This is a genomic window from Methylobacterium variabile (assembly GCF_001043975.1).
Taxonomy (GTDB): domain Bacteria; phylum Pseudomonadota; class Alphaproteobacteria; order Rhizobiales; family Beijerinckiaceae; genus Methylobacterium; species Methylobacterium variabile.
The window spans coordinates 24,579-45,760 of record NZ_LABY01000119.1; the positions used below are offsets into that span (position 1 = coordinate 24,579).

General features: G+C 72.4%; 19 protein-coding genes. 15 read left to right on the forward strand and 4 right to left on the reverse strand.

Annotated elements, in window-relative coordinates:
• Nucleotides 1–8 precede the first annotated feature (8 nt).
• Nucleotides 9–1,229 (forward strand): ABC transporter substrate-binding protein, encoded by a 1,221-nt coding sequence (locus VQ02_RS17450; RefSeq protein ID WP_048445474.1) that lies wholly within the window; start codon nt 9–11, stop codon nt 1,227–1,229.
• Between the two features lie 48 nt (nt 1,230–1,277).
• Here VQ02_RS17450 and VQ02_RS17455 read toward each other — a convergent pair whose 3' ends face one another.
• Both VQ02_RS17455 and VQ02_RS17460 read right to left on the reverse strand, forming a co-directional pair.
• On the reverse strand, nt 1,278–2,645 hold the full coding sequence (locus tag VQ02_RS17455; protein WP_048445475.1) for an MmgE/PrpD family protein: 1,368 nt from the start codon (nt 2,643–2,645) through the stop codon (nt 1,278–1,280).
• 35 nt (nt 2,646–2,680) lie between these two features.
• Nucleotides 2,681–3,421: an SDR family oxidoreductase gene (locus VQ02_RS17460; protein ID WP_048445476.1), complete on the reverse strand. Its 741-nt coding sequence runs from the start codon at nt 3,419–3,421 to the stop codon at nt 2,681–2,683.
• Between the two features lie 159 nt (nt 3,422–3,580).
• Here VQ02_RS17460 and VQ02_RS17465 point away from each other — a divergent pair, with 159 nt between their 5' ends.
• The 12 genes from VQ02_RS17465 (at nt 3,581) to VQ02_RS17520 (ending at nt 16,608) form a co-directional block, all read left to right on the forward strand.
• Nucleotides 3,581–4,507 (forward strand): LysR family transcriptional regulator, encoded by a 927-nt coding sequence (locus VQ02_RS17465; RefSeq protein WP_048445477.1) that lies wholly within the window; start codon nt 3,581–3,583, stop codon nt 4,505–4,507.
• A 361-nt stretch (nt 4,508–4,868) separates the two neighbouring features.
• On the forward strand, nt 4,869–5,765 hold the full coding sequence (locus VQ02_RS17470; RefSeq protein ID WP_048445478.1) for an NAD(P)-dependent oxidoreductase: 897 nt from the start codon (nt 4,869–4,871) through the stop codon (nt 5,763–5,765).
• 100 nt (nt 5,766–5,865) lie between these two features.
• On the forward strand, nt 5,866–7,317 hold the full coding sequence (locus VQ02_RS17475; RefSeq protein ID WP_048445479.1) for an MmgE/PrpD family protein: 1,452 nt from the start codon (nt 5,866–5,868) through the stop codon (nt 7,315–7,317).
• Between the two features lie 113 nt (nt 7,318–7,430).
• The gene (locus tag VQ02_RS17480) at nt 7,431–8,387 is read left to right on the forward strand and encodes a branched-chain amino acid ABC transporter permease (protein WP_083469279.1); all 957 of its coding nucleotides are present in this window, start codon (nt 7,431–7,433) and stop codon (nt 8,385–8,387) included.
• Complete coding sequence (locus tag VQ02_RS17485) at nt 8,387–10,168, forward strand: branched-chain amino acid ABC transporter ATP-binding protein/permease (protein WP_048445480.1); 1,782 nt, start codon at nt 8,387–8,389, stop codon at nt 10,166–10,168. Before VQ02_RS17480 ends, VQ02_RS17485 begins: the two co-directional genes overlap by 1 nt.
• Nucleotides 10,155–10,862 (forward strand): ABC transporter ATP-binding protein, encoded by a 708-nt coding sequence (locus VQ02_RS17490; RefSeq protein ID WP_048445481.1) that lies wholly within the window; start codon nt 10,155–10,157, stop codon nt 10,860–10,862. Before VQ02_RS17485 ends, VQ02_RS17490 begins: the two co-directional genes overlap by 14 nt.
• 58 nt (nt 10,863–10,920) lie before the next feature.
• Nucleotides 10,921–12,150: an ABC transporter substrate-binding protein gene (locus VQ02_RS17495; protein ID WP_048445482.1), complete on the forward strand. Its 1,230-nt coding sequence runs from the start codon at nt 10,921–10,923 to the stop codon at nt 12,148–12,150.
• A gap of 45 nt (nt 12,151–12,195) precedes the next feature.
• Entirely contained in the window at nt 12,196–13,431 is a 1,236-nt protein-coding gene (locus tag VQ02_RS17500) for an ABC transporter substrate-binding protein (protein WP_048445483.1), read from the forward strand.
• Between the two features lie 133 nt (nt 13,432–13,564).
• Entirely contained in the window at nt 13,565–13,957 is a 393-nt protein-coding gene (locus tag VQ02_RS17505; protein WP_048445484.1) for a carboxymuconolactone decarboxylase family protein, read from the forward strand.
• 82 nt (nt 13,958–14,039) lie between these two features.
• A complete protein-coding gene (locus VQ02_RS17510; RefSeq protein WP_048445485.1) occupies nt 14,040–15,032 on the forward strand; it encodes an Ldh family oxidoreductase in 993 nt (330 codons plus the stop codon).
• Nucleotides 15,029–15,838 carry an N-acyl homoserine lactonase family protein gene (locus VQ02_RS17515; RefSeq protein WP_048445486.1) on the forward strand — a complete coding sequence of 270 codons (810 nt, stop codon included), beginning with the start codon at nt 15,029–15,031 and terminating at the stop codon, nt 15,836–15,838. Before VQ02_RS17510 ends, VQ02_RS17515 begins: the two co-directional genes overlap by 4 nt.
• Nucleotides 15,835–16,608: an SDR family oxidoreductase gene (locus tag VQ02_RS17520; protein ID WP_048445487.1), complete on the forward strand. Its 774-nt coding sequence runs from the start codon at nt 15,835–15,837 to the stop codon at nt 16,606–16,608. Before VQ02_RS17515 ends, VQ02_RS17520 begins: the two co-directional genes overlap by 4 nt.
• A gap of 158 nt (nt 16,609–16,766) precedes the next feature.
• Here VQ02_RS17520 and VQ02_RS17525 read toward each other — a convergent pair whose 3' ends face one another.
• Nucleotides 16,767–17,714, reverse strand: a complete 948-nt coding sequence (locus tag VQ02_RS17525) for an AEC family transporter (RefSeq protein ID WP_048445488.1) — start codon at nt 17,712–17,714, stop codon at nt 16,767–16,769.
• 260 nt (nt 17,715–17,974) lie between these two features.
• Between VQ02_RS17525 and VQ02_RS17530 the strand changes: the two genes are divergently transcribed.
• Nucleotides 17,975–19,117, forward strand: a complete 1,143-nt coding sequence (locus VQ02_RS17530; RefSeq protein ID WP_048445489.1) for an acyl-CoA dehydrogenase family protein — start codon at nt 17,975–17,977, stop codon at nt 19,115–19,117.
• Nucleotides 19,118–19,283: 166 nt separating this feature from the next.
• Nucleotides 19,284–20,894 carry an AMP-binding protein gene (locus VQ02_RS17535; RefSeq protein ID WP_048445490.1) on the forward strand — a complete coding sequence of 537 codons (1,611 nt, stop codon included), beginning with the start codon at nt 19,284–19,286 and terminating at the stop codon, nt 20,892–20,894.
• 108 nt (nt 20,895–21,002) lie between these two features.
• Here VQ02_RS17535 and VQ02_RS35735 read toward each other — a convergent pair.
• The coding region (locus VQ02_RS35735; RefSeq protein WP_157080673.1) for an IS3 family transposase at nt 21,003–21,182 on the reverse strand (180 nt) is incomplete at its 5' end.

Here is a 21,182-nt window from a genome sequence, read left to right on the forward strand (position 1 = left end):
GGAAGGCCATGCCCATCTCGCGGCGAGCGCTCCTGGGCGGGGCGACCGCACTCGCGGCCATGCCGGGCGGCGCCCGCGCGCAGGGTCCGCGGATCAAGATCGGTGTGCTGTCGGACTTCTCCGGCATCTACACCGACCTGCTCGGGCCCGGCGGCGTCGCCTGCGTTCAGCAGGCCGTCGCGGATTTCGCGCCAGAGCGCCACGGCTTCTCCGTCGAGGTCGTCTTCGCCGACCACCAGAACAAGCCGGACGTGGGGTCCGCCATCGCCCGGCGCTGGTACGACGCCGAGGGCGTCGACATGGTGATCGGCCTGCCGAACTCCTCCGTCGCCCTCGCCCTCGCCTTCGTGACGGCGGAGCGCAACAAGGTCTGCATCGGCACCGCGGTCACGTCGATGGACTTCACGGGATCGCAGTGCACGCCCAACACGATCAACTGGACCTACGACGCCTACATGCTGGCGAAGGCGCTCGGCACCGAGACCGTCAAGGCCGGCGGGCGGAAATGGTACTTCATCACGACGGACAACGCGTTCGGCACGGCGATCCAGGGCGAGACCGCCCGCTTCGTGCAGGAGGCCGGCGGCACGGTCGTGGGGAACTCCAAGTATCCGATCGGCGCGACGGACTACTCGTCCTTCCTGCTCGCGGCGCAGGGCAGCGGCGCGGACGTGCTCGGGCTCGCGCTCGGCGGCACCGACATGGTGAACTGCCTCAAGCAGGCCGGCGAGTTCGGCCTGCGCGGCCACATGCGCATCGCCGCGCCGGTGACGTTCCTCAACGACATCCACGCGCTGGGCTTAGCCCTGACGCAAGGGCTGCTGCACACCAACAGCTTCTACTGGGACGGGAACGATCGCAGCCGCGCCTTCACCCAGCGCGTGCTGCCGCGCATGCAGGGTGCCTATCCGGGCATGGTTCACGCGGGCTGCTACGCGGGCGCGCTGCACTACCTCAAGGCCGTCGCGTCCCTGGGCGTCGCGAGCGCGAAGGCGAGCGGCGCGAGGACCGTCGCGCGCATGAAGGAGATGCCGGCCGACGACGACGCGTTCGGGACCACGGTCGTGCGCCAGGACGGCCGCGCCCTGGTGCCGGCCTTCCTGCTGCAGGTGAAGACGCCCGAGGAGAGCAGGAGCCGGTGGGACTACTGCAAGGTCGTCACGGAGATCTCCGGCGTGGATGCGGCCAAGCCTCTCGCCCAGGGCGGTTGCCCGCTCGTCAAGACGTAGGCTGCGCCTCTCGTCCCGGAGGTCGCGGGGCGCCGTCCGGCGCCCGGATCAGCCGGACGCGGCCGCGAGCAGGCGGGCGAGCCCTCCGGGCTCCTCGACGCGCCAGGCCGCGCCGATCACCCGGTCGGGGTCGCACCGCGTCCCGCCCGCCCGCGCTGCCTCCCGCAGCTTGTCCTCGATCTCTGCGTCCGAGAGCGGCCGCGCGAGGCTCCCGCGCGCGTGCATGACCGTGGCGGTGAACGCCCGCCCGTCGCGGTCCGTCACGGTCACGCGGGCCGCGCCGAGGGGGAGGGCGTCGTCCTCGCGGGCCCGGACCCGGTCGCGCAGGGCCGCGACGGACGGGTCGAAGGCCGCCTCCTCGAACTCCTCCGGCCCGGCCCGCCCCCGTGCCAGCGCCACGGCGGCGCAGTGCTGCAGGCTGACCCTGGCGTCGCGGGCGCTCCGCACGATCCGGTCGCCGCGAGCGAGGAGCAGCGCGTCGCCGTGGACGACGACATCGCGGATCGCCGCGGGGGCGAGGCCGTGACGGGCCCGCAGCTCCAGCCCGGCATCGATCACCGCGTGCATCACGATGCCGGCCGGGTAGGGCTTGAACGTGTTGCGGGCGAACTCCCAGCGCTCGCCGAGGCCCGCGCCGATGGCGCCGAGATCCGGCGCGTCGCCGCAGGCCCGCGCCCAGCCGAGCGGCCCCTCGATCGCCAGGGGGGCGGCCTGCTGCCCGGCCTCGGCGAGCAGGGCCGCCAGGATGCCGCTGCGGGCGGCATTGCCGACGCTCGCGTTCTTGCCCGCACTGGGCAGGTTCTCGACGTGACCCGAGGCGAGGCTCGAGGCGAGGCCGATGGCCGCCGCGAGGCCGGACGCGTCGAGCCCGAGCAGCTTGCCGGCGGCGACCGCCGCCCCGAGGCAGCCGGCCGTCGAGGTGATGTGCCAGCCGCGCGCGTAGTGGCCCGGGGTGACCGCGAGCCCGACGCGCAGGGCGACCTCCGCCCCGGCCGAGAAGGCGCCCAGCACCGCGTCGCCCTCGGCCCCGCGCCACTCGCCGACCGCGAGGGCCGGCGCCAGGACCGGCGCCGTCACGTGGATCACCGTCGGCAGGTGGGTGTCGTCGAAATCGAGGAGGTTCATCGCCACCGCGTTCACGAAGGCGGCCGCCCCGGCGTCGAGGCGCTCCCCCCGGCCGATGACGCTCGCCTGCGCCGCCCCGCCGAAGCGTCCGAGCGCGGCCGCCGCCGCCGAGACCGCCGGGTCCCGGGCCGAGGCGAGGGTCGTGGCGAGCCCGTTCAGGAGCGAGCGCAGGGCGGTGCGGCGCACGGATTCCGGAGCATCGGCCCAGCGCGACGCGGCCGCGAAGGCCCCGAGCCGCTCCGCGGCGCCGGCGACTGCCGGCCAAGGCGGATCCGAGGTTCCTCGCGTCATCGTCCGTCCTCCCTCGGATCGCCCCGGCGCCGGCCTCAGGACCGGTTGACCGGCAGGATCATCATCTCGGCGATCTGCACGTGCGGCGGCTGGTCGAGGGCGAAGACGACGCTGCGGGCGACGTCCTCGGGCTCCAGGGCCATCCGGAACTGGTCGAAATACGCGCGCGTCTTGGCCTCGTCGCCGCGGTAGCGGGTCCTGATGATCCCCGTGCGGGTCAGGCCCGGCAGGATCTCGGTGACGCGGATCGCGGTCTCCGCCAGCTCGGCCCGCAGCGTCTGCGTGAACATCCGGACCCCGGCCTTGCTGGTCGAGTAGGCCGTCATGTCCGGCACGATGCGCACGGCGTTGATCGACGACACGTTGACGACGTGGCCGGCGTCGCGCGCGACCATGGCGGGCAAGAGCGCCCGGGTGACCCGCATGGTGCCGAGCAGGTTGGTGCGGATGATCGCCGCCCAGTCGTCCGCCGCGCCGAGATCGAACCGGACGCGGCCGCCGATGTCGTGGCCGGCATTGTTGATCAGCACCGTGACCGGCCGGAACGAAGCGGGGACGAGGTCGGGCAGCCGGTCGACCGCCGCGTCGTCCGAGACGTCGAGCGTCACCGCGCACGCGCCGTCCCCGAGCTCGGAGGCGAAGGCCGCCAGGGCGGCCTCGTCCCGGTCGACCAGGACGACCCGGCGCCCCGATCCCAGCAGCGCGCGCGCCATCGCGCGGCCCAGGCCCCCGGCGGCCCCCGTCAGCAGGACGGTGCCGGCGCTTCCCTCGGTCATCTCTCGCCTCCTCCGCGCCGCGCGGCGGCCTTCCGTGGGCCGTCCGGCGTCGCGTCGAGACTGGCAGAGACGTCGGGCTGTGTCCGCCTGACCGCGTGTGCTACCAGTTATTCCGAAAACAACAGAACCGGGACGCATGATCCCGCAGCGCAGGGCGGAATGGACTTCAAGCAGCTCAAGGCCTTCGCGACGCTGGCCGAGTTCGGATCCTTCTCGCGCGCCGGCGCGGTGCTGTCGGTGGCCCAACCGGTGCTGAGCCGCCAGATCAAGGCGCTCGAAGAGGAGCTCGGCATCGAGCTCGTCTACAGGAACGGGCGGGGCATCGTCCTGACCGAGGCCGGCAAGCTCCTGCACGGCTACGCGGGCGGGGTGCTCGACACGGTGCAGCGGGCGACGAGCGAGGTGATGGCCCTGCGCTCCAGCCCGCGCGGCACGATCTCGATCGGCATGCCGCCCTCGGTCGGCGCGGTCCTGACCGTGCCGCTGGTGCGCTGCTTCCGGGCCGAGTTCCCCGAGGTCGCGATGCGGATCGTGGAGGGCTTCAGCGGCCACATCCTGGAATGGCTGCTCACCGGCAAGATCGACGTGGCGGTGCTCTACAACGCGCCGCGCACCAGCAACCTCCGGGCGGAGCCGCTGCTGCGGGAGGAGATCAGCCTGCTCGGTCCCGCGGACGATCCCCTCAGCCTCGGCGACCGGCCCGTCCAGGCCTGCCGCCTCGCGGAGATCCCGCTGATCCTGCCGGGCCGGCCGCACGGCCTGCGGCTCCTGATCGATTCGGGCCTCGGCGAGGCGGGCATCGTTCCCTCGGTCATCCTCGAGGTCGACGCGATGCCCTCGACCCTGAGCCTCGTCGAGCAGGGCATCGGCTACACCCTGCTCTCCTACGGGCCGGCGCGCCACCTCATCCGGGCGGGCCGGATGCGGACGTGGTCGGTGACCGACCCGGTCCTCACCCGCGAGCTGATCCTCGCGACGACGAGCCAGCGGCCGACGACGGTCGCGACCCGGGCGCTCGCCGGGATGGTGCGGCGGCAGGTGCACGAGCTGGTGCGCGGCGGCCTCTGGCTGTCGGAGCCGGTCTGACTCCGGCACTCGACGACTGCAACGGAGCGGCGGGCCGGCGGGGGATCCGGGACCCGGCGCGACGCGTCCGGATCAGTGAGACGTCGCGGTGTGGCGCCGCTCCGCGGTCCGCCACGTGCGGAAACCCGGATTTCATCCCATTACATTCCAATCGTCCGCGACAAAGGATGCGGGTAGCCGCGCCGGATACTCGAGAGCGGCAATCAAGCGGGCCTCGGGACCACCTTCTCGCCTGAATGCCGTCGCGCGCGACAAAGCTGTTATTCCAAGAACGGCGATGCCGCCGCGCTCCGGCCCTCGCTAGGCTCTTCTTCAATGTCGGATCCGGGGCGAAGAACTCCCGGGCCGCGGAGGACGCGCGATGGCAGGCGAAGTACTGGGATTCGTCGGGGTCGGCCGCATGGGCGGCCCGATGGCGCAGCGGCTGCTCGATGCCGGCTACCAGCTCTGCGTCTACGACACGCAGCCGGCCGCGACGGCGGCCCTCGCCGCCCGGGGCGTCCGGATCGCCGCCTCGCCGGGCGAGGTCGCCTCGACGGCCGAGATCGTGCTGATGAGCCTGCCGACGCCCGACATCGTCAAGGCGGCGGCCCTCGGCGAGAACGGCATCGCGCACGGCAACCGGGTGCGCACGCTGATCGACCTCTCGACCACCGGCCCGGGCATCGCCGGCCTCGTCGCCCGGGGCCTCGACGAGCGGGCGGTGACCTGGGTCGACGCCCCGGTGAGCGGCGGCATCGCCGGCGCCAAGGGCGGCACCCTGGCGCTGATGGTGTCCTGCCCGCGCGAGGTGTTCGACGCCACCGTGGAGCCGATCCTCAAGACGTTCGGCAAGGTGTTCTACACCGGCGACAAGCCCGGCCTTGCCCAGACCGCCAAGCTCGTCAACAACCTCCTGGCGGCCGCGGCCCTCGTCATCTCGTCGGAGGGCATGGCGATGGGGGTGAAGGCCGGGCTCGACCCGAAGGTCCTGCTCGACATCATCAACGTCAGCTCCGGCCGCAACAGCGCGACCCAGGACAAGTTCCCGCGCTCGGTCCTGCCAGGCAGCTTCGATTTCGGCTTCGCCACCGCCCTCTCCTACAAGGACGTCCGCCTGTGCCTGGACGAGGCGGAGGCGATGGGCGTCCCGATGATCATGGGCGCCGTGGTGCGCCAGATTCTGGCGCTCACCCAGGCGAAGTACGGCCCCGATTCCGACTTCACCTCCATCGCCAGGCTCTCGGAGGAGTGGGCCGGCGTCGAGATCCGGGGCTGAGCGCGGCGCCCGGCGATCCCGCCGGGCCGCGCGGAGCCGCACCATCGTTGCCGCCGGCGCGGCGGCCATCCCGGCGATGCGAGGCCGAGGGGAGGGACGGATGCCATCCTCTGACGCGGTGACGGAGCCGCAAGTGGCGGAGCCTCCGGTGCGGCTGGCTCGGGCGCTGGTGCGGCAGGCTCGGGCCGTGCGGTTCGCCGACCTCCCGGGCGCCGCGGTCGACCGGCTGAAGATCTGCCTGCTCGACTTCCTGTCCTGCGCCTTCGAGGCCCGCGACCTGCCGACGAGCCGGCAGGCGGCGGCGATCGCGACGCCGCTCGAGGGCGGCGCGACGATCCTCGGCTCGGCGCGGACGGCGCCCGCCGGGGAGGCGGCCTTCGCCAACGCCACCGCCGGGCACGGGCTGGTGCGCGAGGACATGCACGCGGCGAGCATCGGCCACCACGGCGTGGTGATCTGGCCGCTGCTGCTGGCGCTGGCCGAGCGCGAGCCGGTCTTCGCCGAGCGCGAGCCGGCGACGGGGGAGCGCCTCCTTCTGGCTGCCGCCCTCGGCTACGAGGCGGGTGGGCGGATCGGCCGGGCGCTGTTCACCGCGGACCTCGCCCGCCTGTTTCGGCCGACCGGCCTCCTCGGTCCCCTGGGCGGGGCGGTGGCCGGCAGCGTGCTCCTCGGGTTCACCGAGGACGAGGCCGTCTCGGCCCTGGCGCTCGCGGCCAACGCCGCCTGCGGCCTCAACCAGTGGCCCGGCGAAGGCGGCAGCGAGATGTACTTCCATCCGGGCGTCGCGGCGCGCGGGGCGATCGCGGCCCTCGACCTCGCCCGGGCCGGCGCCTTCGGTGCGGAGGCGATCCTCGACGGCGAGGCGGGCCTGTTCGCCGCCTTCGGGCGCCGGGCGCCGCCGGCGGAGATCCGGCTGTTTCCCGACGGCGAGGCGGAGATCCTCGCCGTCTACAACAAGTCCGTCCCGGCCTGCAATTTCGCCCAGACCGCCTGCCAGGCGGCCGTCGCGGTCGCGCGCGAGGTCGGCCCGGCCGAGACGATCGAGGCGGTGACCGTGCACCTGCCGGAAGCGGCGATCCGCTACCCGGGCTGCGACGCCGCCGGCCCGTTCGTCCGCGCGCTCCAGGCCAAGATGAGCATTCCCTACGGCGTCGCGGCGGCGCTGGCCCGCGGCCGGATCGACGAGGCGGCCTACGCCCGGCTCGACGACCCGGCGGTGACGCGGATCCTGCCCCTGGTGCGGCTCGTGCGCGACCCGGGCTTCACCGCGGACTTCCCGGCCCGGCAGGGCGCGGAGGTCGAGGTCGCCCTGAGCTCCGGCGCGCGGATCAGCCGCCGCCTCGCGGACGTGGTCCCGGCCACCGAGGGCGAGATCCGGGCCCGCTTCCGGCAGGCGGCCGACGCCGTCCTGCCCGCCGGCCGCGCCGACGCGATCGAGGCGGCGGTGGACGGGCTGGAGACGGCAGGGTCCGCCAGCCGGATCGCCGCCCTGTGCGCCGCCGACGCCGCGCGGCCGCGGCTCGCCGCCCGGCGCGAGCCGTCGCGGGGCTGAGCAGAGCGGCGCGCAACGAGTTCCCCGAGCGGACGCGAGATCCGCCGGGCCTGACGGGAGGGACGGATGACGGGTGTGCACCACGCCCGCGCGGCGCGCGCGGGAGGGCTTCGATGATGGCGCAGGTCGTCGAGAACATGCTCCAGGCCCTCGCAGCCGGCCTGCTGGCCGGCGCGATCTACGGCCTGATGTGCGTCGGCCTCGGGCTGATCTTCGGGGTCATGCGGGTCATCAACTTCGCCCAGGGCGACGTGATGATGCTCGGCATGTACGCCGCCTACTATCTTTTTCTCAGCTTCGGGGTGCAGGCCGTCTTCGGCAGCGTGTTCGGGCCCTACGTGGCGATCCTGCTGAGCGGGCCGCTGATGTTCGGGTTCGGCTACCTGATCCACCGCTTCCTGATCGCGCGGGTGACCGGCGCACGGACCGCCAAGCTCGAGGGCGAGGGCCACTTCGCCCAGCTCATCCTGACTCTCGGCGTCGCCCTCGTGCTCCAGAACGGCGGGCTGATCGTGTTCGGCTCGGTCCTGGCCTCGATCCGCACCCCGCTCTCGTCCTCGGCCTGGGAGATCGGGCCGCTCTGGGGCGAGGACGTCGCGGTCTTCGTCAACAAGGCGCGCGGGATCGCGGCGCTGATCTCGGTGGCGGCGATGGTCGTGCTCTCGGCGGTCATCACGCGCTCGCGCCTCGGCAAGGCGCTGCGGGCCTCGGCCGACAACCCCGAGGCCGCGACCTACATGGGCATCGACATCGACCGCTCGCACCGGATCGCCTTCGGCCTCGGCTCGGCGATCACCGCAATCGCCGGCGGGCTGCTGGCCACCAACTACCCGTTCCACCCCTATATCGGCATCGACTACGTCATCGTGATGTATGCCGGCGTCGTGCTGGGCGGCCTCGGCTCGATCACCGGCGCCTTCTGGGGCGGCATGACGATCGGGCTCGTGCAGCAGCTCTCGACCCTGGTCCTGCCGACCCAGCTCCAGAACGCCGCGATCTTCGCCGTCTTCCTCCTGATCGTGTTCTTCCGGCCGCAAGGATTCTTCGGCCGCATGGTGGAGCGGACCTGATGCCGACGCTGCGCTCCCTCGTGCCGGTCCTCGTTGCCGCGGCGCTCTACGCCGGCCTCGCCGCGATCGTGACCAACTCCTACTACCAGCTCACGCTGACGCTGGTGCTGGTCTGGGCGATCTTCGGCCTGTCCTGGAACCTGCTCTCCGGCTATACCGGCCTCGTCTCGTTCGGGCACGCCGCCTTCTTCGGCCTCGGCGCCTACACGACGGCTTTGGGCCAGATCTACCTCGACCTCAGCCCCTGGCTGCTGATCCCGGCGGGCGCCGTCATCGGCTGCCTGGCGGGCCTCGTGGTCGGCATCCCGACCTTCCGCCTGCGCGGGCACTACTTCGCGCTGGCGATGCTCGCCTACCCGTTGGCGATGCTCTACGTGTTCGAGTGGCTCGGCTTCCAGGAGGTGACGCTCCCGATCAAGCGCGAGTCCCCCTTCGCCTACATGCAGTTCTCCGATCCCCGGCTCTACACGCTGGTGGCGCTCGCGATGCTGGTGGCGGTGGTGGTGATCACCCGCGCCATCGAGGGCACGCGCTTCGGCATGGCGCTGCTGGCGATCAAGCAGAACGAGGCGGCGGCGGAAGCCGCCGGCATCGACACCCTGTCCTGGAAGCTGCGCGCCATCGCGCTGTCGGGGGCGATCGCCGGGGCGGTGGGCGCGTTCTACGCCGTCGTCCTGCTCGTCGTCACGCCGCCCTCGGTGTTCGGCATGCTGGTCTCGGCCCAGGCGCTCACAGTATCGATGTTCGGCGGCGTCGGCACCGTGTGGGGCCCGCTGATCGGCGCGGCGGTCCTGATCCCGGTCTCCGAGATCCTCCACGCCGAGCTCGGCGCCCGCATCCCCGGCATCCAGGGCGTGATCTTCGGCCTCGCCATCATGGCGGTGATCCTGCTGGCGCCGGAGGGCGTGTACTGGCGGGTGCGCGACCGCCTGCGCCAGCGCCGGGCCGGGTCGCCAGTGACCGACAACCGCCCGGCGGCCGTCGAGGCGAGCGTCGTTTCCTTCGCCGCGCCGCCGCTTCCGGCGCGCGAGCGCCGCCGCACCGGCGCGGTGCTGCTCTCGGTGCGCGGCCTGTCGAAGTCGTTCGGCGGCCTCAAGGCGGTGCAGAACGTCTCGTTCGACGTCCACGAGGGCATGATCCTCGGGATCATCGGCCCGAACGGGGCCGGCAAGACGACGCTGTTCAACCTCCTCAACGGTTTCCTGCGCCCCGATGCCGGGCAGGTGATCGTCGACGGGCGCGACCGGGTCGGGGAGCGGCCGCACCAGCTGGCCCGGGCCGGGATCGGCCGCACCTTCCAGGTCATGCGGCCGTTCCTGCGGATGTCGGTGCGCGACAACGTCCGGGTCGGCGCCTACCTGCGCGCGGCGAGCGAGGAGGAGGCGCGCCGCCTCGCCGACGAGGCGGTCGACCGCGTCGGGCTGCGGGGCGCCGCCGACCGCATCGCCGGGCAGCTCACCACCAAGGAGCTGCGCCTGATGGAGCTCGCGCGGGCGCTCGCCGGCCAGCCGCGGCTGCTCCTCCTCGACGAGACCCTGGCCGGGCTCGGGCACGGCGAGGCCGACGAGGTGGTGGCGGTGATCCGGCGCCTCGCCGAGACCGGCATCACCATCGTGATCATCGAGCACACGATGCAGGCGATGGTCCGCCTCGTCGACCACTTCCTGGTCCTCGACCACGGCGCGGTGCTGATGGACGGCGAGCCGGAGCGGGTGACCCGCGATCCGCAGGTGATCGAGGCCTATCTCGGCAAGAAATGGGTGGCGCATGCTCACGCTTGAGAACGTCTCGGCGGGCTACACCGCGGTCTCCGTCCTGAAGGGCGTCTCGGCCCGGGTCGAGGCCGGGCAGTTCGTCGCCATCGTCGGGCCGAACGGCGCCGGCAAGTCGACCCTGTTCAAGACCATCTCGGGCATCCTGACGCCGTCGGCCGGCACGATCCGGTTCGAGGGCCAGGACCTGCGCACGATCCCGGCGGCCCGGCGCGCGCATCTCGGCATCGCCCACGTGCCGGAGGGGCGCCAGGTCTTCCCCTCGCTCTCCGTGATGGAGAACCTGGAGATGGGCGCCTACACCGAGGCCGGCCGCCGGGCCTGGAAGCGCAGCCTCGACCTGATCTTCGGGCTGATGCCGGTGCTGGCCGAGCGTCGCGGCCAGTATGCCGGCACGCTGTCGGGCGGCGAGCAGCAGATGGTGGCGATCGGGCGCGGCCTCGCCTCGGCCCCCAAGCTCCTGATGCTCGACGAGCCCTCGATGGGCCTCGCGCCGGCGATCGCCGACTTCATCTTCGACAAGCTGATCGAGATCCGGGCCCAGACCCGGATGACGATCCTGCTCGTCGAGCAGCGCGTCGCCGAGGCGCTCGAATCCGCCGACCACGGCTACGTGCTCGAGGCCGGCCGCGTCGTCCTCGACGGCACCAACGCGACCCTGCGCGCCGACGACCGGGTGCGCCAGGCGTATCTCGGCATGTGACCAGGGTTCGCAGGACGGCACTCCGCCCGGAGAGGCGGGCCGACCGGGAGGAGCGAGGATGACCGGGACCATTTCATCACTCACGCGGCGGGGCTTCGTCGGCGGCAGCGCCGCCCTCGGCCTTTCCACCGTGGCGAGGGCGCAGGCGCCGGCGGTGAAGGTCGGGCTGATCGTGCCGCTCTCGGGCCTCTACGCCCGGCCGGGCGCGGTGATGCGGATGGGGGCCGAGCTCGGCGTCGCCGACGTCAACGCGGCCGGCGGGATCAAGGCGCTCGGCGGCGCGAAGCTCGAACTCGTGGCGCTCGATTGCGGCGACACGGTCGAGAAGGCGAAGAACGCCGCCCAGCGCATGGTCGCGCAGGAGACCGACCTCGTCGCCGCCACCGGCGCCTACCTGTCGTCGTTCACCCTCGCGGTCAGCGAGGTGACCGAGCGGGCGGCGCTGCCGCTCCTCACCCTGTCCTACTCGGACCTCCTGACCGACCGCGGCTTCCGCTACATCTTCCAGACCGCCGCCACGGCGGCGGCCCAGTCGGCGCTCGGCCTGCCCGAGCTGATGAAGCTCGCCGAGGCCGCCTCCGGCAAGCGGCCGAGGACCGTCGCGATCGCGATGGACAACACCGGGACCTCCGTCGCCACCGCCAAGGCGCTCAAGGAGAAGCTGTTTCCCCAGCTCGACCTCAAGCTCGTCATGGACGAGGTCTGGACGCCGCCGCTCTCCGACGCGACGCCGCTGATCCAGAAGGTCCGCTCGACCCGGCCCGACCTCTTCCTGTTCATGCCGAACGCGGTGGCGGACGCCAAGCTCGGCCTCGAGAAGATGAACGAGTTCGGCCTCGGCCAGGGCCGGGTGCCGACGATCTCGTTCTCGATCACCATCGCCGAGCCGGACATGCTCCAGAGCGTGTCGCCGGACGTCGTGCAGGGCATCATGACCATCGTGGCGAACTGGGGCGTGAAGGGCCAGGAGAGGCTCATCGCCGACGTCAAGGCGAAGTACGGCGAGCCGTGGGCGACCCAGAACATCGTCTCGACCTACGGCGACATGTGGCTGATCAAGGACGCCCTGGAGAAGGCCGGCAGGGCCGACCGCGCCGCCGTGGCCGACGCCCTGCGGACCGGCGATTTCGGGCCGTCCCGGTACTACCCCGGCGGACGGCTGCAGTTCGACGAGAAGGGCCGGCGCATCGGCGCCGGGGTGGTGATCGTCCAGTGGCAGAAGGGCGTGCCGGTCGCCGTCTTCCCCGACGACCTCGCCCTCGCCCCGCCGTTCTGGCCCAAGCGCTGAAGCAGCCCCGCCAGAGGGCCCTGCACCACACGGGAGGACACGACGATGACCGAAACGACGCGGCACGCCCCGACGCGCCGCACCCTGCTGGCCGCGGGCGCCGCGGCGCTGGCGGCGCCCCGCGCCTTCGCGCAATCGCCCGCCGAGGTGAAGGTCGGGCTGCTGGTGCCGCTCTCGGGCCTCTACGCCCGGCCCGGGAGCGTGATGCGGATGGGCGCCGAGATGGCGGTCGACCATGTCAACAAGGCCGGCGGGATCAAGGCGCTCGGCGGCGCGAAGCTCCGCCTCGTCGTGCTCGATTGCGGCGACACCACCGAGAAGGCGAAGAACGCCGCCCAGCGGATGGTCGCCCAGGAGCCCGACCTCGTCGCGGCGTCGGGCGCCTACCTGTCCTCCTTCACCCTCGCGGTGACCGAGGTGACGGAGCGCGCCCGCCTTCCGGTCCTCACCCTGTCCTACTCGGACCTGATCACCGAGCGCGGCTTCCACTACGTCTTCCAGACCTCCGCCACCGCCGCCTCGCAGGCCCGCCAGGCGCTGCCGCTGATCATGCGGCTCGCCGAGACCGCCGCGGGCAAGCGGCCGAAGACCGTCGCGATCATCACCGACAACACCGGCGCCTCCGTCGCCTCGGCCAAGCCGATGCGCGAGGGGCTGCTCAAGGAGGTCGGGCTCGACCTCGTGATGGACGAGACCTTCACCCCGCCGCTCTCCGACGCCACGCCGCTGGTGCAGAAGGTCCGCTCGACCCGGCCCGACCTGCTGTTCTTCCTGCCCACCGTCATCTCCGACGCCAAGCTCGTGCTCGAGAAGATGAACGAGTTCGGCCTGTCGCAGGGCCGCATCCCGACGATCTCCTTCGGCATCGCCATCGCCGAGCCCGACATCCTCCAGACGATCAGCCCGAGCCTGCTCCAGGGCGTGCTCACCTGCGTCGGCAGCTGGGCGACGAAGGGCCACGAGGAGCTGGTCAAGGAGCTGAAAGCCCGCTTCAACGAGCCCTGGATGACCCAGAACGCGATCTCGACCTACGGCGACGTGTGGGTGATCCGGGACGCGCTCGAGAAGGCGGGCAAGGCCGACAAGGACGCGGTCGCCGAGGCCCTGCGCACCATGGACGGCGGTCCCTCCAAGTACTTCCCCGGCGGCCTGATCAAGTTCGACCAGAAGGGCCGCCGCGTCGATGCCGAGATGACCGTCGTGCAGTGGCAGAACGGCATCCCGGTCACGGTCTTCCCCAGGCAGCTCGCGGTCGCCGAGCCGTTCTGGCCGAAGCGCTGATCCGGCCCGAGCGGAGCCGCCCCGTGCCGTTCCGCTCGCGACCGACGGCGTCATCCCCGCCGCCGACGCGGCGGCCATCCCGGCGGACGACGCCCGGACCGGCGACGATCCACCCCAGCAGAAGGACGAGGACATGAGCCAGGAGATCTACGAGCGCGGCCTGGAGATCCGCAAGAGCGTGCTGGGCAAGGAGTTCGTCGAGAACTCGATCGCCAGCGCCGACGACTTCAACCTGCCGATGCAGCAGCTCACCACCGAGTATTGCTGGGGCTACGTCTGGGGCCGCGAGGGGCTGCCGAAGAAGACGCGCTCGATGCTGAACCTGGCGATGCTGAGCGCGCTCAACCGCCCGCACGAGCTGAAGATGCACCTCAAGGGCGCGCTGAAGAACGGCGTCACCAAGGAGGAGATCCGCGAGATCCTGCTCCAGGTCGCGATCTATTGCGGCATCCCGGCCGGGGTCGACTCGTTCCGGATCGCCCGGGAGGTGTTCAAGGAGGTCGAGGCCGGCAAGCCGGACAACTGAGCGGCCCCTACCCGGGTCCGCTCACGAGTCTCGCCCTGCACCACGCCCCGCCGCACCGGCGGCCGGGGCCGAGGAGACGACGATGCGTCTGTCTGTCGATGAGGCGCGTGCCCTGGCGGCACGCGTCCTGGGAGCGCTCGGCCACGGCGACGCCGAGGCGGCGATGGTCGCCGACCACCTGCTCGACTGCGAGCTGCGCGGGGTCGCCTATGGCGGCCTCGCCCGGGCGCTCTCGATCGCCGAGCGGCTTCGGCGCACGGGCGACCGCCGGCGTCCGATCACCGTCCTGCATGAGACGCCGGTCTCCGCCCGGCTCGATGGCGGCGACCAGCTCGGCTACCTCGTGGCGCGCCGCGCCACCGAGATCGCGATCGCCAAGGCGGCGGCGAGCGGGATCGCGCTCGTGGGGGCGAGCGACACCTGGTACACCGGCATGCTGTCGTACTACGCCGAGATGGCGGCGGCGCAGGGGCTGGTGAGCTTCATCGCGTCGAACGCCTCGCCCTGGGTCGCCCCCCACGGCGCCACCGAGGGGCGGTTCGGCACCAACCCGGTCTGCTTCGGCTTCCCGAGCGCCGGCGAGCCGGTGATCTGGGACATCGGCACCTCCGCGATCATCCACGCCGAGGTGACGCTCGCCGGCCGGCTCGGGCAGGCGCTGCCGGAGGGGGTGGCCTTCGGACCGGACGGGGCGCCGACCCGCGACCCCGCGGCGGCGCTCGCGGGGGCCTTCGCCGCCTGGGGCGGGCACCGCGGCTCCGGCCTCGCCATCGTGGTCCAGCTCCTCGGCATCATGGCGGGCTCGCCCCCGATCCCGCCGGACCTCGCCGGGTTCGGCTTCGTCGTCGTGCTGATGCAGCCCGGCCTCCTCGGCCCCGAGGACGCGTTTCGCCGCAACGTCTCGGCCTACGCGGACGCGATCCGCTCGGCCCGGCCGGTGCCGGGGGGCGAGCCGGTGCGGATGCCGTTCGACCGCTCGCGCGAGGCCCGGGCCCGGCGCCTCGCCGCCGATTCCATCGAGATCCCGGACGTCCTGCACGCCCAGCTCGTCGCCCTCGCGGAGCGCACCCCATGACCCATGCCGACCCCTTCGAGCTCTACGCGATCCGCTACGGCTGCCACACCGGCCGCCGGTCCTCCGACAACTTCATCGGCGCCGACGCGCACGAGGCGGGCGAGAACCTGGACTACTTCGTCTGGGTCGCGAAGAACGCCGACCGCTGCTTCGTGATCGACACCGGCTTCAACCCGACCTCGGCGGCCGAGCGCGGCCGGACGCTGCTGCGCCGCCCGGCCGAGGGCGTGGCATCGCTCGGGATCGATCCGGGCGCCGTCGACGAGGTGATCCTGACCCACCTGCACTACGACCACGCCGGCTCCCTCGACGACTTCCCCCGCGCGCGTTTCCACTGCCAGGACAGCGAGGTCGCCTACGCGACCGGGCGCTGCATGTGCCACCCGTTCCTGCGCCACCCTTACGACGTGGAGGACGTGGTCGGCCTCGTGCGCCGGGTCCATGCGGGCCGCGTCGTGTTCCACGACGGCGCCGCCGAGATCGTGCCCGGCCTCAGCCTGCACCGGATCGGCGGCCACTCGGCCGGCCTCCAGGTCGTCCGGGTCTGGACCCGGCGGGGCTGGGTCGTGGTCGCCTCGGACGCGAGCCACTTCTACGCCAACATGGCGACGGGCCGTCCCTTCCCGGCCGTCCACGACGTCGGCGCCATGCTGGAGGGGTTCCGCACGGTCCGGGCGCTCGCCGACGGCGACGACCACGTCGTGCCCGGCCACGACCCGCTGGTGACGGCACTCTACCCGGCGGTGTCGCCGGCCCTCGAGGGGATCGCGGTCCGGCTCGACGTCGCCCCGCGGTCGCTCGCGTGAGGCTCGCGCTCGTCACCGGCTCGACCGGCGGGCTCGGGCTGGCCTGCGCCGAGGCCCTCGCGGCGGCGGGCCACGGCATCGTCCTGCACGGGCTCGCCGACCCCGCGACGGTGGAGCCCGACCGCGCGGCGCTCGCGGCCCGCCACGGCGTCGCGGTGACCTATCGCCGGGCCGACCTCGCCGATCCCGGGGCGGTCGAGGCGCTGATGGCCGACCTCGCCGCCGGCTTCGGCACCCCGGACGTCCTCGTGAACAACGCGGTCGTCCGCCACTTCGCCGACGCCGCGTCCTTCTCCGCCGCCGACTGGGACAGGGCGGTGGCGGTGAACCTGTCGGCGCCGTTCCACCTCGCGCGCCTCGCCCTCCCGGCGATGCGGGCGCGGGATTTCGGGCGGATCGTCAACATCGCCTCGCTCTACGCCGAGCGCGGCGCGCGCCGCCGGATCGACTACAGCTCGACCAAGGCGGGACTGCTCGGGCTCACCCGCACCCTGGCCCTCGAGACGGCCGGGACCGGCATCACCTGCAACGCCGTCAGCCCGGGCACGGTCCCGACGCCCGCGATCCTCGCCCGCATCGCCGCGCTGGCGGCCGAGCGCGGTCTGAGCGGGGAGGAGGCGACGCGCCTCTACCTCAGCGAGCGCCAGCCGAGCGGCCGCTTCGTGCAGCCGGAGGACGTCGCCGCCCTCGTCGCCTTCCTGTGCGGCCCGGCGGCGCGGGACATCACCGGAGCCGTCATCCCGATCGACGGCGGCTGGTCCATCGCCTGACGGGATGGCCGGTGCGAGGGCGCGCCGCGCGACGCGGCATGCTGCTCGGGCCCGCCGGCGCCGCAATGTCGCCGGGGCCCGCCCCCGGGGTGAGCGCGGGCGTCCTGAGGGGTGACCTCGACGCTCCAGCGCCGCACGAGCCACGCCAGGACCCGCGCTCACGTCGCCGCGGAGATGATGGCGGTGAGGGTGGCCATGGAGATGATCGTCGCGACCACGACCGTGGCGGCCGAGACCTCCATCATCGCGCCCGACCGATGCGCGAGGAGGAACGCGTTCGCCCCCGTCGGCATCGCGGCCGTCACGATCATGATGATGGAGGCCGGCGCCGGGATCGCCGCGAGGGTCACGGCCAACCCCATGCAGAGCGGCATGACCGCGAGCTTGATCGCCACCGCGAGCAGGACGGGCGGGCCGACCGTGCTCCGGCGCAAGGCGGGCAGCGAGGCACCCAGGCTGATTAGCGCGAGGCCGGGCGCCGCCTGGGCGAGAAGCTCGAGGATCCGCCGCAGCGCCTCCGGCACCGGCACCCCGGTCCAGTTCCAGACGGTGGCGGCCATGATCGAGGAGATGATCGGGTTCTTGAGGCTGCCGACGATCGTGTCCCGCACCGTGTGAACGAGTCGCCGCCGGTGCTCGCCCCTGTCCAGCTCGACCAGGACCGTCGCCGCCGGAAGGAGGAGCAGCGAGTGCGCCGCGATGATCGACAGGAGGATGGCGAGGCCCGCGCCACCCCAGATCGCGCTCACGATCGGGATGCCGAGGAGAACGGTGTTGCCGAACACCGCATTCAGCCCGAACACCGCCGCCTGGGCGACGCTCATGCGCATCACTGCGATCCCGCCCAGGACCGACAGGGCGAACATCGGCAGCGCCACCGCGAAATAGACGCCGATCACATCGAGCCGCGGCGGCGTCCTGCTCCCGATGATCGACAGGAACAGCAGCGACGGCAGCAGGATCCAGAATATCAGGCTGGTCAGCCCCTTCGTCTCACTCCTGTCCACGACACCGAACCGGATGATCAGGCGGCCGATCAGTATCAGGCCGAACACGGGCAGGATCACGGAGACGAGCGTCGTGGCGATTTGTGCGAGGTTCGACATGCCTACGGGATCCCGCCCTCCCGGCGCCGTGGAGACGGAGAGCCCCGGGGCGTAACACGGGGGCCGAGAGGCGGGCGAGCGGATGCGCGCGTTGTTCACAGGCCCCGGCACCGACGGCGGCTGATCCCCGGGGCATGGCGGGCGTCCGGCGTCGCACGGAATTATATCAATGCATTGACATTTCAGGCTGGGCCGATAGCCTGCGATCGGGCTCGAGCCGCATCCGCCGATGGATCTCGGGTGATGATCGAGAGGCTGGCATGGTTCTGACCGATGAGCAGGCCGAGATCCGGGACGTCGCCCGCCGCTTCGCCCGCGAGAAGGTCGCGCCGGGTTATCAGGCACGCGAGGCCGAGGGCGCGATCGAGCGCCGGCTCGTGGCCGGGATGGGCGCACTGGGCCTGATCGCGCCCGAATTGCCCGAGGCGCTCGGCGGCCTCGGTCAGCCGAGCGTCACGAGCGGGCTCATCGCCGAGGAGATCGGCTACGCCGACCTCAACGTGGCCTATGCCCAGATCCTGGGCTCGCTCAACGGCGCGATCCTCGCCCGGCACGCCTCGCGCGACCTCGCGGCGGAGTGGGTCGGGCGGATCGTCTCGGGCGAGGCGGTCGTGGCGATCGGGTTGACCGAACCGCGCGGCGGTTCGGACGCCGCTGCCTTGAGCCTGTCGGCGCGGCGCGACGGCGACCACTACGTCGTCAGGGGCGAGAAGTCCTCGATCTCGATGGCCGACCAGGCCGACGCCATCGTCACCTTCGCCCGCACGGGCAGGCCGGAGGAGGGGGCTCGCGGCATCAGCGCCTTCCTAATCCCGATGTCGGCCCGGGGCGTCTCGACGCTGCGCTTCAACGATCTCGGCTCGAAGGCGATCGGGCGCTGCTCCGTCTTCTTCGACGACGTCCGGATCCCGTGCGCGAACCGCATCGCCGACGAGGGCGCGGGCTTCGTCCAGGTGATGCAGGGGTTCGATTTCAGCCGGGCGCTGATCGGCCTGCAATGCATCGCGGCCGCCCAGGCCTCCCTCGACGAGAGCTGGGCCTACGTCCAGGAGCGGCAGGCCTTCGGCAAGCCGCTCGCCGACAAGCAGGGCGTGACCTTCCCCCTCGCCGAGGGCGAGGGCCTGATCGCGGCGGTGCGCCAGCTCTGCTACCACACCCTCGCCTTGCGCGACGCGGGCCTGTCCCACACGGCGGAAGCCGCGATGTGCAAGTGGCTCGGGCCGAAGACCGCCGTCGACGTCATCCACCAGTGCCTGCTGACCCACGGCCATTACGGCTGGTCCCTCGACCTGCCGCACCAGCAGCGCCTGCGCGACGTGATGGGCCTGGAGATCGGGGACGGCACCGCGCAGATCATGAAGCTGATTGTGGCGCGCGAGCGCCTGAGGGCGGCACGGCGCTGAGCATCGCTTCGTCGTCCGTTGAACGGCTGGTGCCGAAGGGGCGGCCGGTCCGGCGTCACGACGATGCGGGAGCAAGGACCGTCAGAACTGCCGGGCGCAGTTCCACTCAGCGTTGATCGCGTCGCGGGGCCGGCAAGAGCCAGGGCGCAACGGAGGAGGGACCGGGATGGGAGCGAACGCCGATCGGTGGCAGCGGCGCGCCGCGCAGGCGCGTGCCTCGGGCGCCTGGCGCGACAGGACGTTGCTCGACGACCTCGCCCGCGCGGTCGCCACGACCCCGGACAAGCTCGCCGTCGTGGCGAACCGCGAGGGCGGCGAGACCCGCATGAGCTATCGCGAGCTCGACGCACGCGCGGACCGGATCGCGGGCGGCCTCGCGACGCGGGGCGTCGGCCGGGGCGACGTCGTGTCGTTCCAGCTGCCCAACTGGTGGGAGTTCACCGTCCTGCACCTCGCCTGCCTCAAGCTCGGCGCGGTGTCGAACCCGCTGATGATCATCTTCCGCGAGCGCGAGCTCCGCTTCATGCTGCGCCTGGCCGAGACCAAGGTGCTGGTCGTGCCGGGCCTGTTCCGCGGCTTCGACCACGCCGCCATGGCGCGGTCGCTGCGGGCGGAGCTGCCGGCGCTGGCGCACGTGCTGGTGATCGGCGGCGAGGGCGAGGAGGATTTCGGCCGGCTCCTCGCGGAGGGCGGCGGGTTCGAGACGCAAAGCCCCGCGCCCGACGACGTGATCCAGCTGCTCTACACGAGCGGCACCACCGGCGAGCCGAAGGGAGTGATGCACTCGTCGAACACCATGCTGTCGAATCTCGGGCCCTTCGCCGAGCGGCTGCATCTCGGGGCGGACGACGTCATCCACATGCCCTCGCCGATGGCCCACCAGCTCGGCTTCATGTACGGCCTGGTTCTCCCGGTGATGCTCGGCGCGACCGCGGTGCTGCAGGACGTGTTCGTCCCGGCCGAGATGCGGCGCCAGATCGCCGAGACCGGGGCCACCTTCACCATGGGCGCGACCCCGTTCCTGAACGACCTCGCCGACCACGTCGTGCGGACGGGCGAGGGCACGCCGAGCCTGCGGACCTTCGTCTCGGCCGGTGCGCCGATCCCGCGGGCGCTGGTCGCGAAGGCGCGGGCGGCGCTCGGGGCCGCGATCGTCTCGGCCTGGGGCATGTCCGAGAATGGCGCCGTCACGACGACGCGGCCCGAGGATCCGGAGGACGTGACGACGAGCACCGACGGCCTGGCGCTCCCCGGCATGGAGGTCCGCATCCTCGACGCCGCCGGCGCCGTCGCGCCTCCGGGCGAGGAAGGCCTTCTCCAGGTGCGGGGCTGCTCGAATTTCGTCGGCTACCTCAAGCGGCCCGATCTCGACCCGCAGGATCCCGAGGGCTGGTTCGACACCGGCGACATCGCCCGCATGGACGAGGCCGGCTACATCCGCATCGCGGGACGGGCCAAGGACATCATCATCCGCGGCGGCGAGAACATCCCGGTGGTCGAGGTCGAGGGCCTGCTGTACCGGCACCCCGCGGTCGCCGCGGTGGCGATCGTCGGCTACCCGGACGCGCGGCTCGGCGAGCGGGCCTGCGCCTTCGTCGTGCCGCGCGAAGGTGCGGACTTCTCCCTCGACGAGATGACCGCCTATCTGGGCGCGCAGCAGATGGCGCGCCAGTACATGCCCGAGCGCCTCGAGCTGCTGGCCGAGCTGCCGCGCACGCCGAGCGGGAAGATCCAGAAGTTCAGGCTGCGCGAGATGATCAGGGACGCCGCGGCGTGACGGGGCCGGTCATCGGGGGAGGCCCGGGGGCGGGAGCCTACGGCTTCTCGTCGTCGGCGCCGCAGGCCTCCCCGTCCTGATCCTCCTCCGTTTTCGCGGACACGGGGGTTAGCCTGCGTTCCGCTCGGCCTGCTCGGGCGTGATGTAGCCGAGAGCCGAGTGGAGGCGCTGTCGATTGTAGTAGCCCTCGATGTAAGCGAACAGGTCGCGCCGGGCCTCATCGCGGGTCGCCCATCGTCGCTGGTGGACAAGTTCGACCTTGAGGGTGTGGAAGAAGCTCTCCATCGG

What these genes read in the sequence shown, in the direction of transcription:
- VQ02_RS17465 (WP_048445477.1), top strand. Translation starts at nt 3,581, where the DNA reads ATGGACTTCAAGCAGCTCAAGGCCTTCGCGACGCTGGCCGAGTTCGGA.
- VQ02_RS17510 (WP_048445485.1), top strand. Translation starts at nt 14,040, where the DNA reads ATGCGTCTGTCTGTCGATGAGGCGCGTGCCCTGGCGGCACGCGTCCTG.
- VQ02_RS17475 (WP_048445479.1), top strand. Translation starts at nt 5,866, where the DNA reads ATGCCATCCTCTGACGCGGTGACGGAGCCGCAAGTGGCGGAGCCTCCG.
- VQ02_RS17500 (WP_048445483.1), top strand. Translation starts at nt 12,196, where the DNA reads ATGACCGAAACGACGCGGCACGCCCCGACGCGCCGCACCCTGCTGGCC.
- VQ02_RS17450 (WP_048445474.1), top strand. Translation starts at nt 9, where the DNA reads ATGCCCATCTCGCGGCGAGCGCTCCTGGGCGGGGCGACCGCACTCGCG.
- VQ02_RS17455 (WP_048445475.1), bottom strand. Translation starts at nt 2,645, where the DNA reads ATGACGCGAGGAACCTCGGATCCGCCTTGGCCGGCAGTCGCCGGCGCC.
- VQ02_RS17495 (WP_048445482.1), top strand. Translation starts at nt 10,921, where the DNA reads ATGACCGGGACCATTTCATCACTCACGCGGCGGGGCTTCGTCGGCGGC.
- VQ02_RS17480 (WP_083469279.1), top strand. Translation starts at nt 7,431, where the DNA reads ATGATGGCGCAGGTCGTCGAGAACATGCTCCAGGCCCTCGCAGCCGGC.
- VQ02_RS17470 (WP_048445478.1), top strand. Translation starts at nt 4,869, where the DNA reads ATGGCAGGCGAAGTACTGGGATTCGTCGGGGTCGGCCGCATGGGCGGC.
- VQ02_RS17515 (WP_048445486.1), top strand. Translation starts at nt 15,029, where the DNA reads ATGACCCATGCCGACCCCTTCGAGCTCTACGCGATCCGCTACGGCTGC.
- VQ02_RS17530 (WP_048445489.1), top strand. Translation starts at nt 17,975, where the DNA reads ATGGTTCTGACCGATGAGCAGGCCGAGATCCGGGACGTCGCCCGCCGC.
- VQ02_RS17535 (WP_048445490.1), top strand. Translation starts at nt 19,284, where the DNA reads ATGGGAGCGAACGCCGATCGGTGGCAGCGGCGCGCCGCGCAGGCGCGT.
- VQ02_RS17490 (WP_048445481.1), top strand. Translation starts at nt 10,155, where the DNA reads ATGCTCACGCTTGAGAACGTCTCGGCGGGCTACACCGCGGTCTCCGTC.
- VQ02_RS17485 (WP_048445480.1), top strand. Translation starts at nt 8,387, where the DNA reads ATGCCGACGCTGCGCTCCCTCGTGCCGGTCCTCGTTGCCGCGGCGCTC.
- VQ02_RS17460 (WP_048445476.1), bottom strand. Translation starts at nt 3,421, where the DNA reads ATGACCGAGGGAAGCGCCGGCACCGTCCTGCTGACGGGGGCCGCCGGG.
- VQ02_RS17525 (WP_048445488.1), bottom strand. Translation starts at nt 17,714, where the DNA reads ATGTCGAACCTCGCACAAATCGCCACGACGCTCGTCTCCGTGATCCTG.
- VQ02_RS17505 (WP_048445484.1), top strand. Translation starts at nt 13,565, where the DNA reads ATGAGCCAGGAGATCTACGAGCGCGGCCTGGAGATCCGCAAGAGCGTG.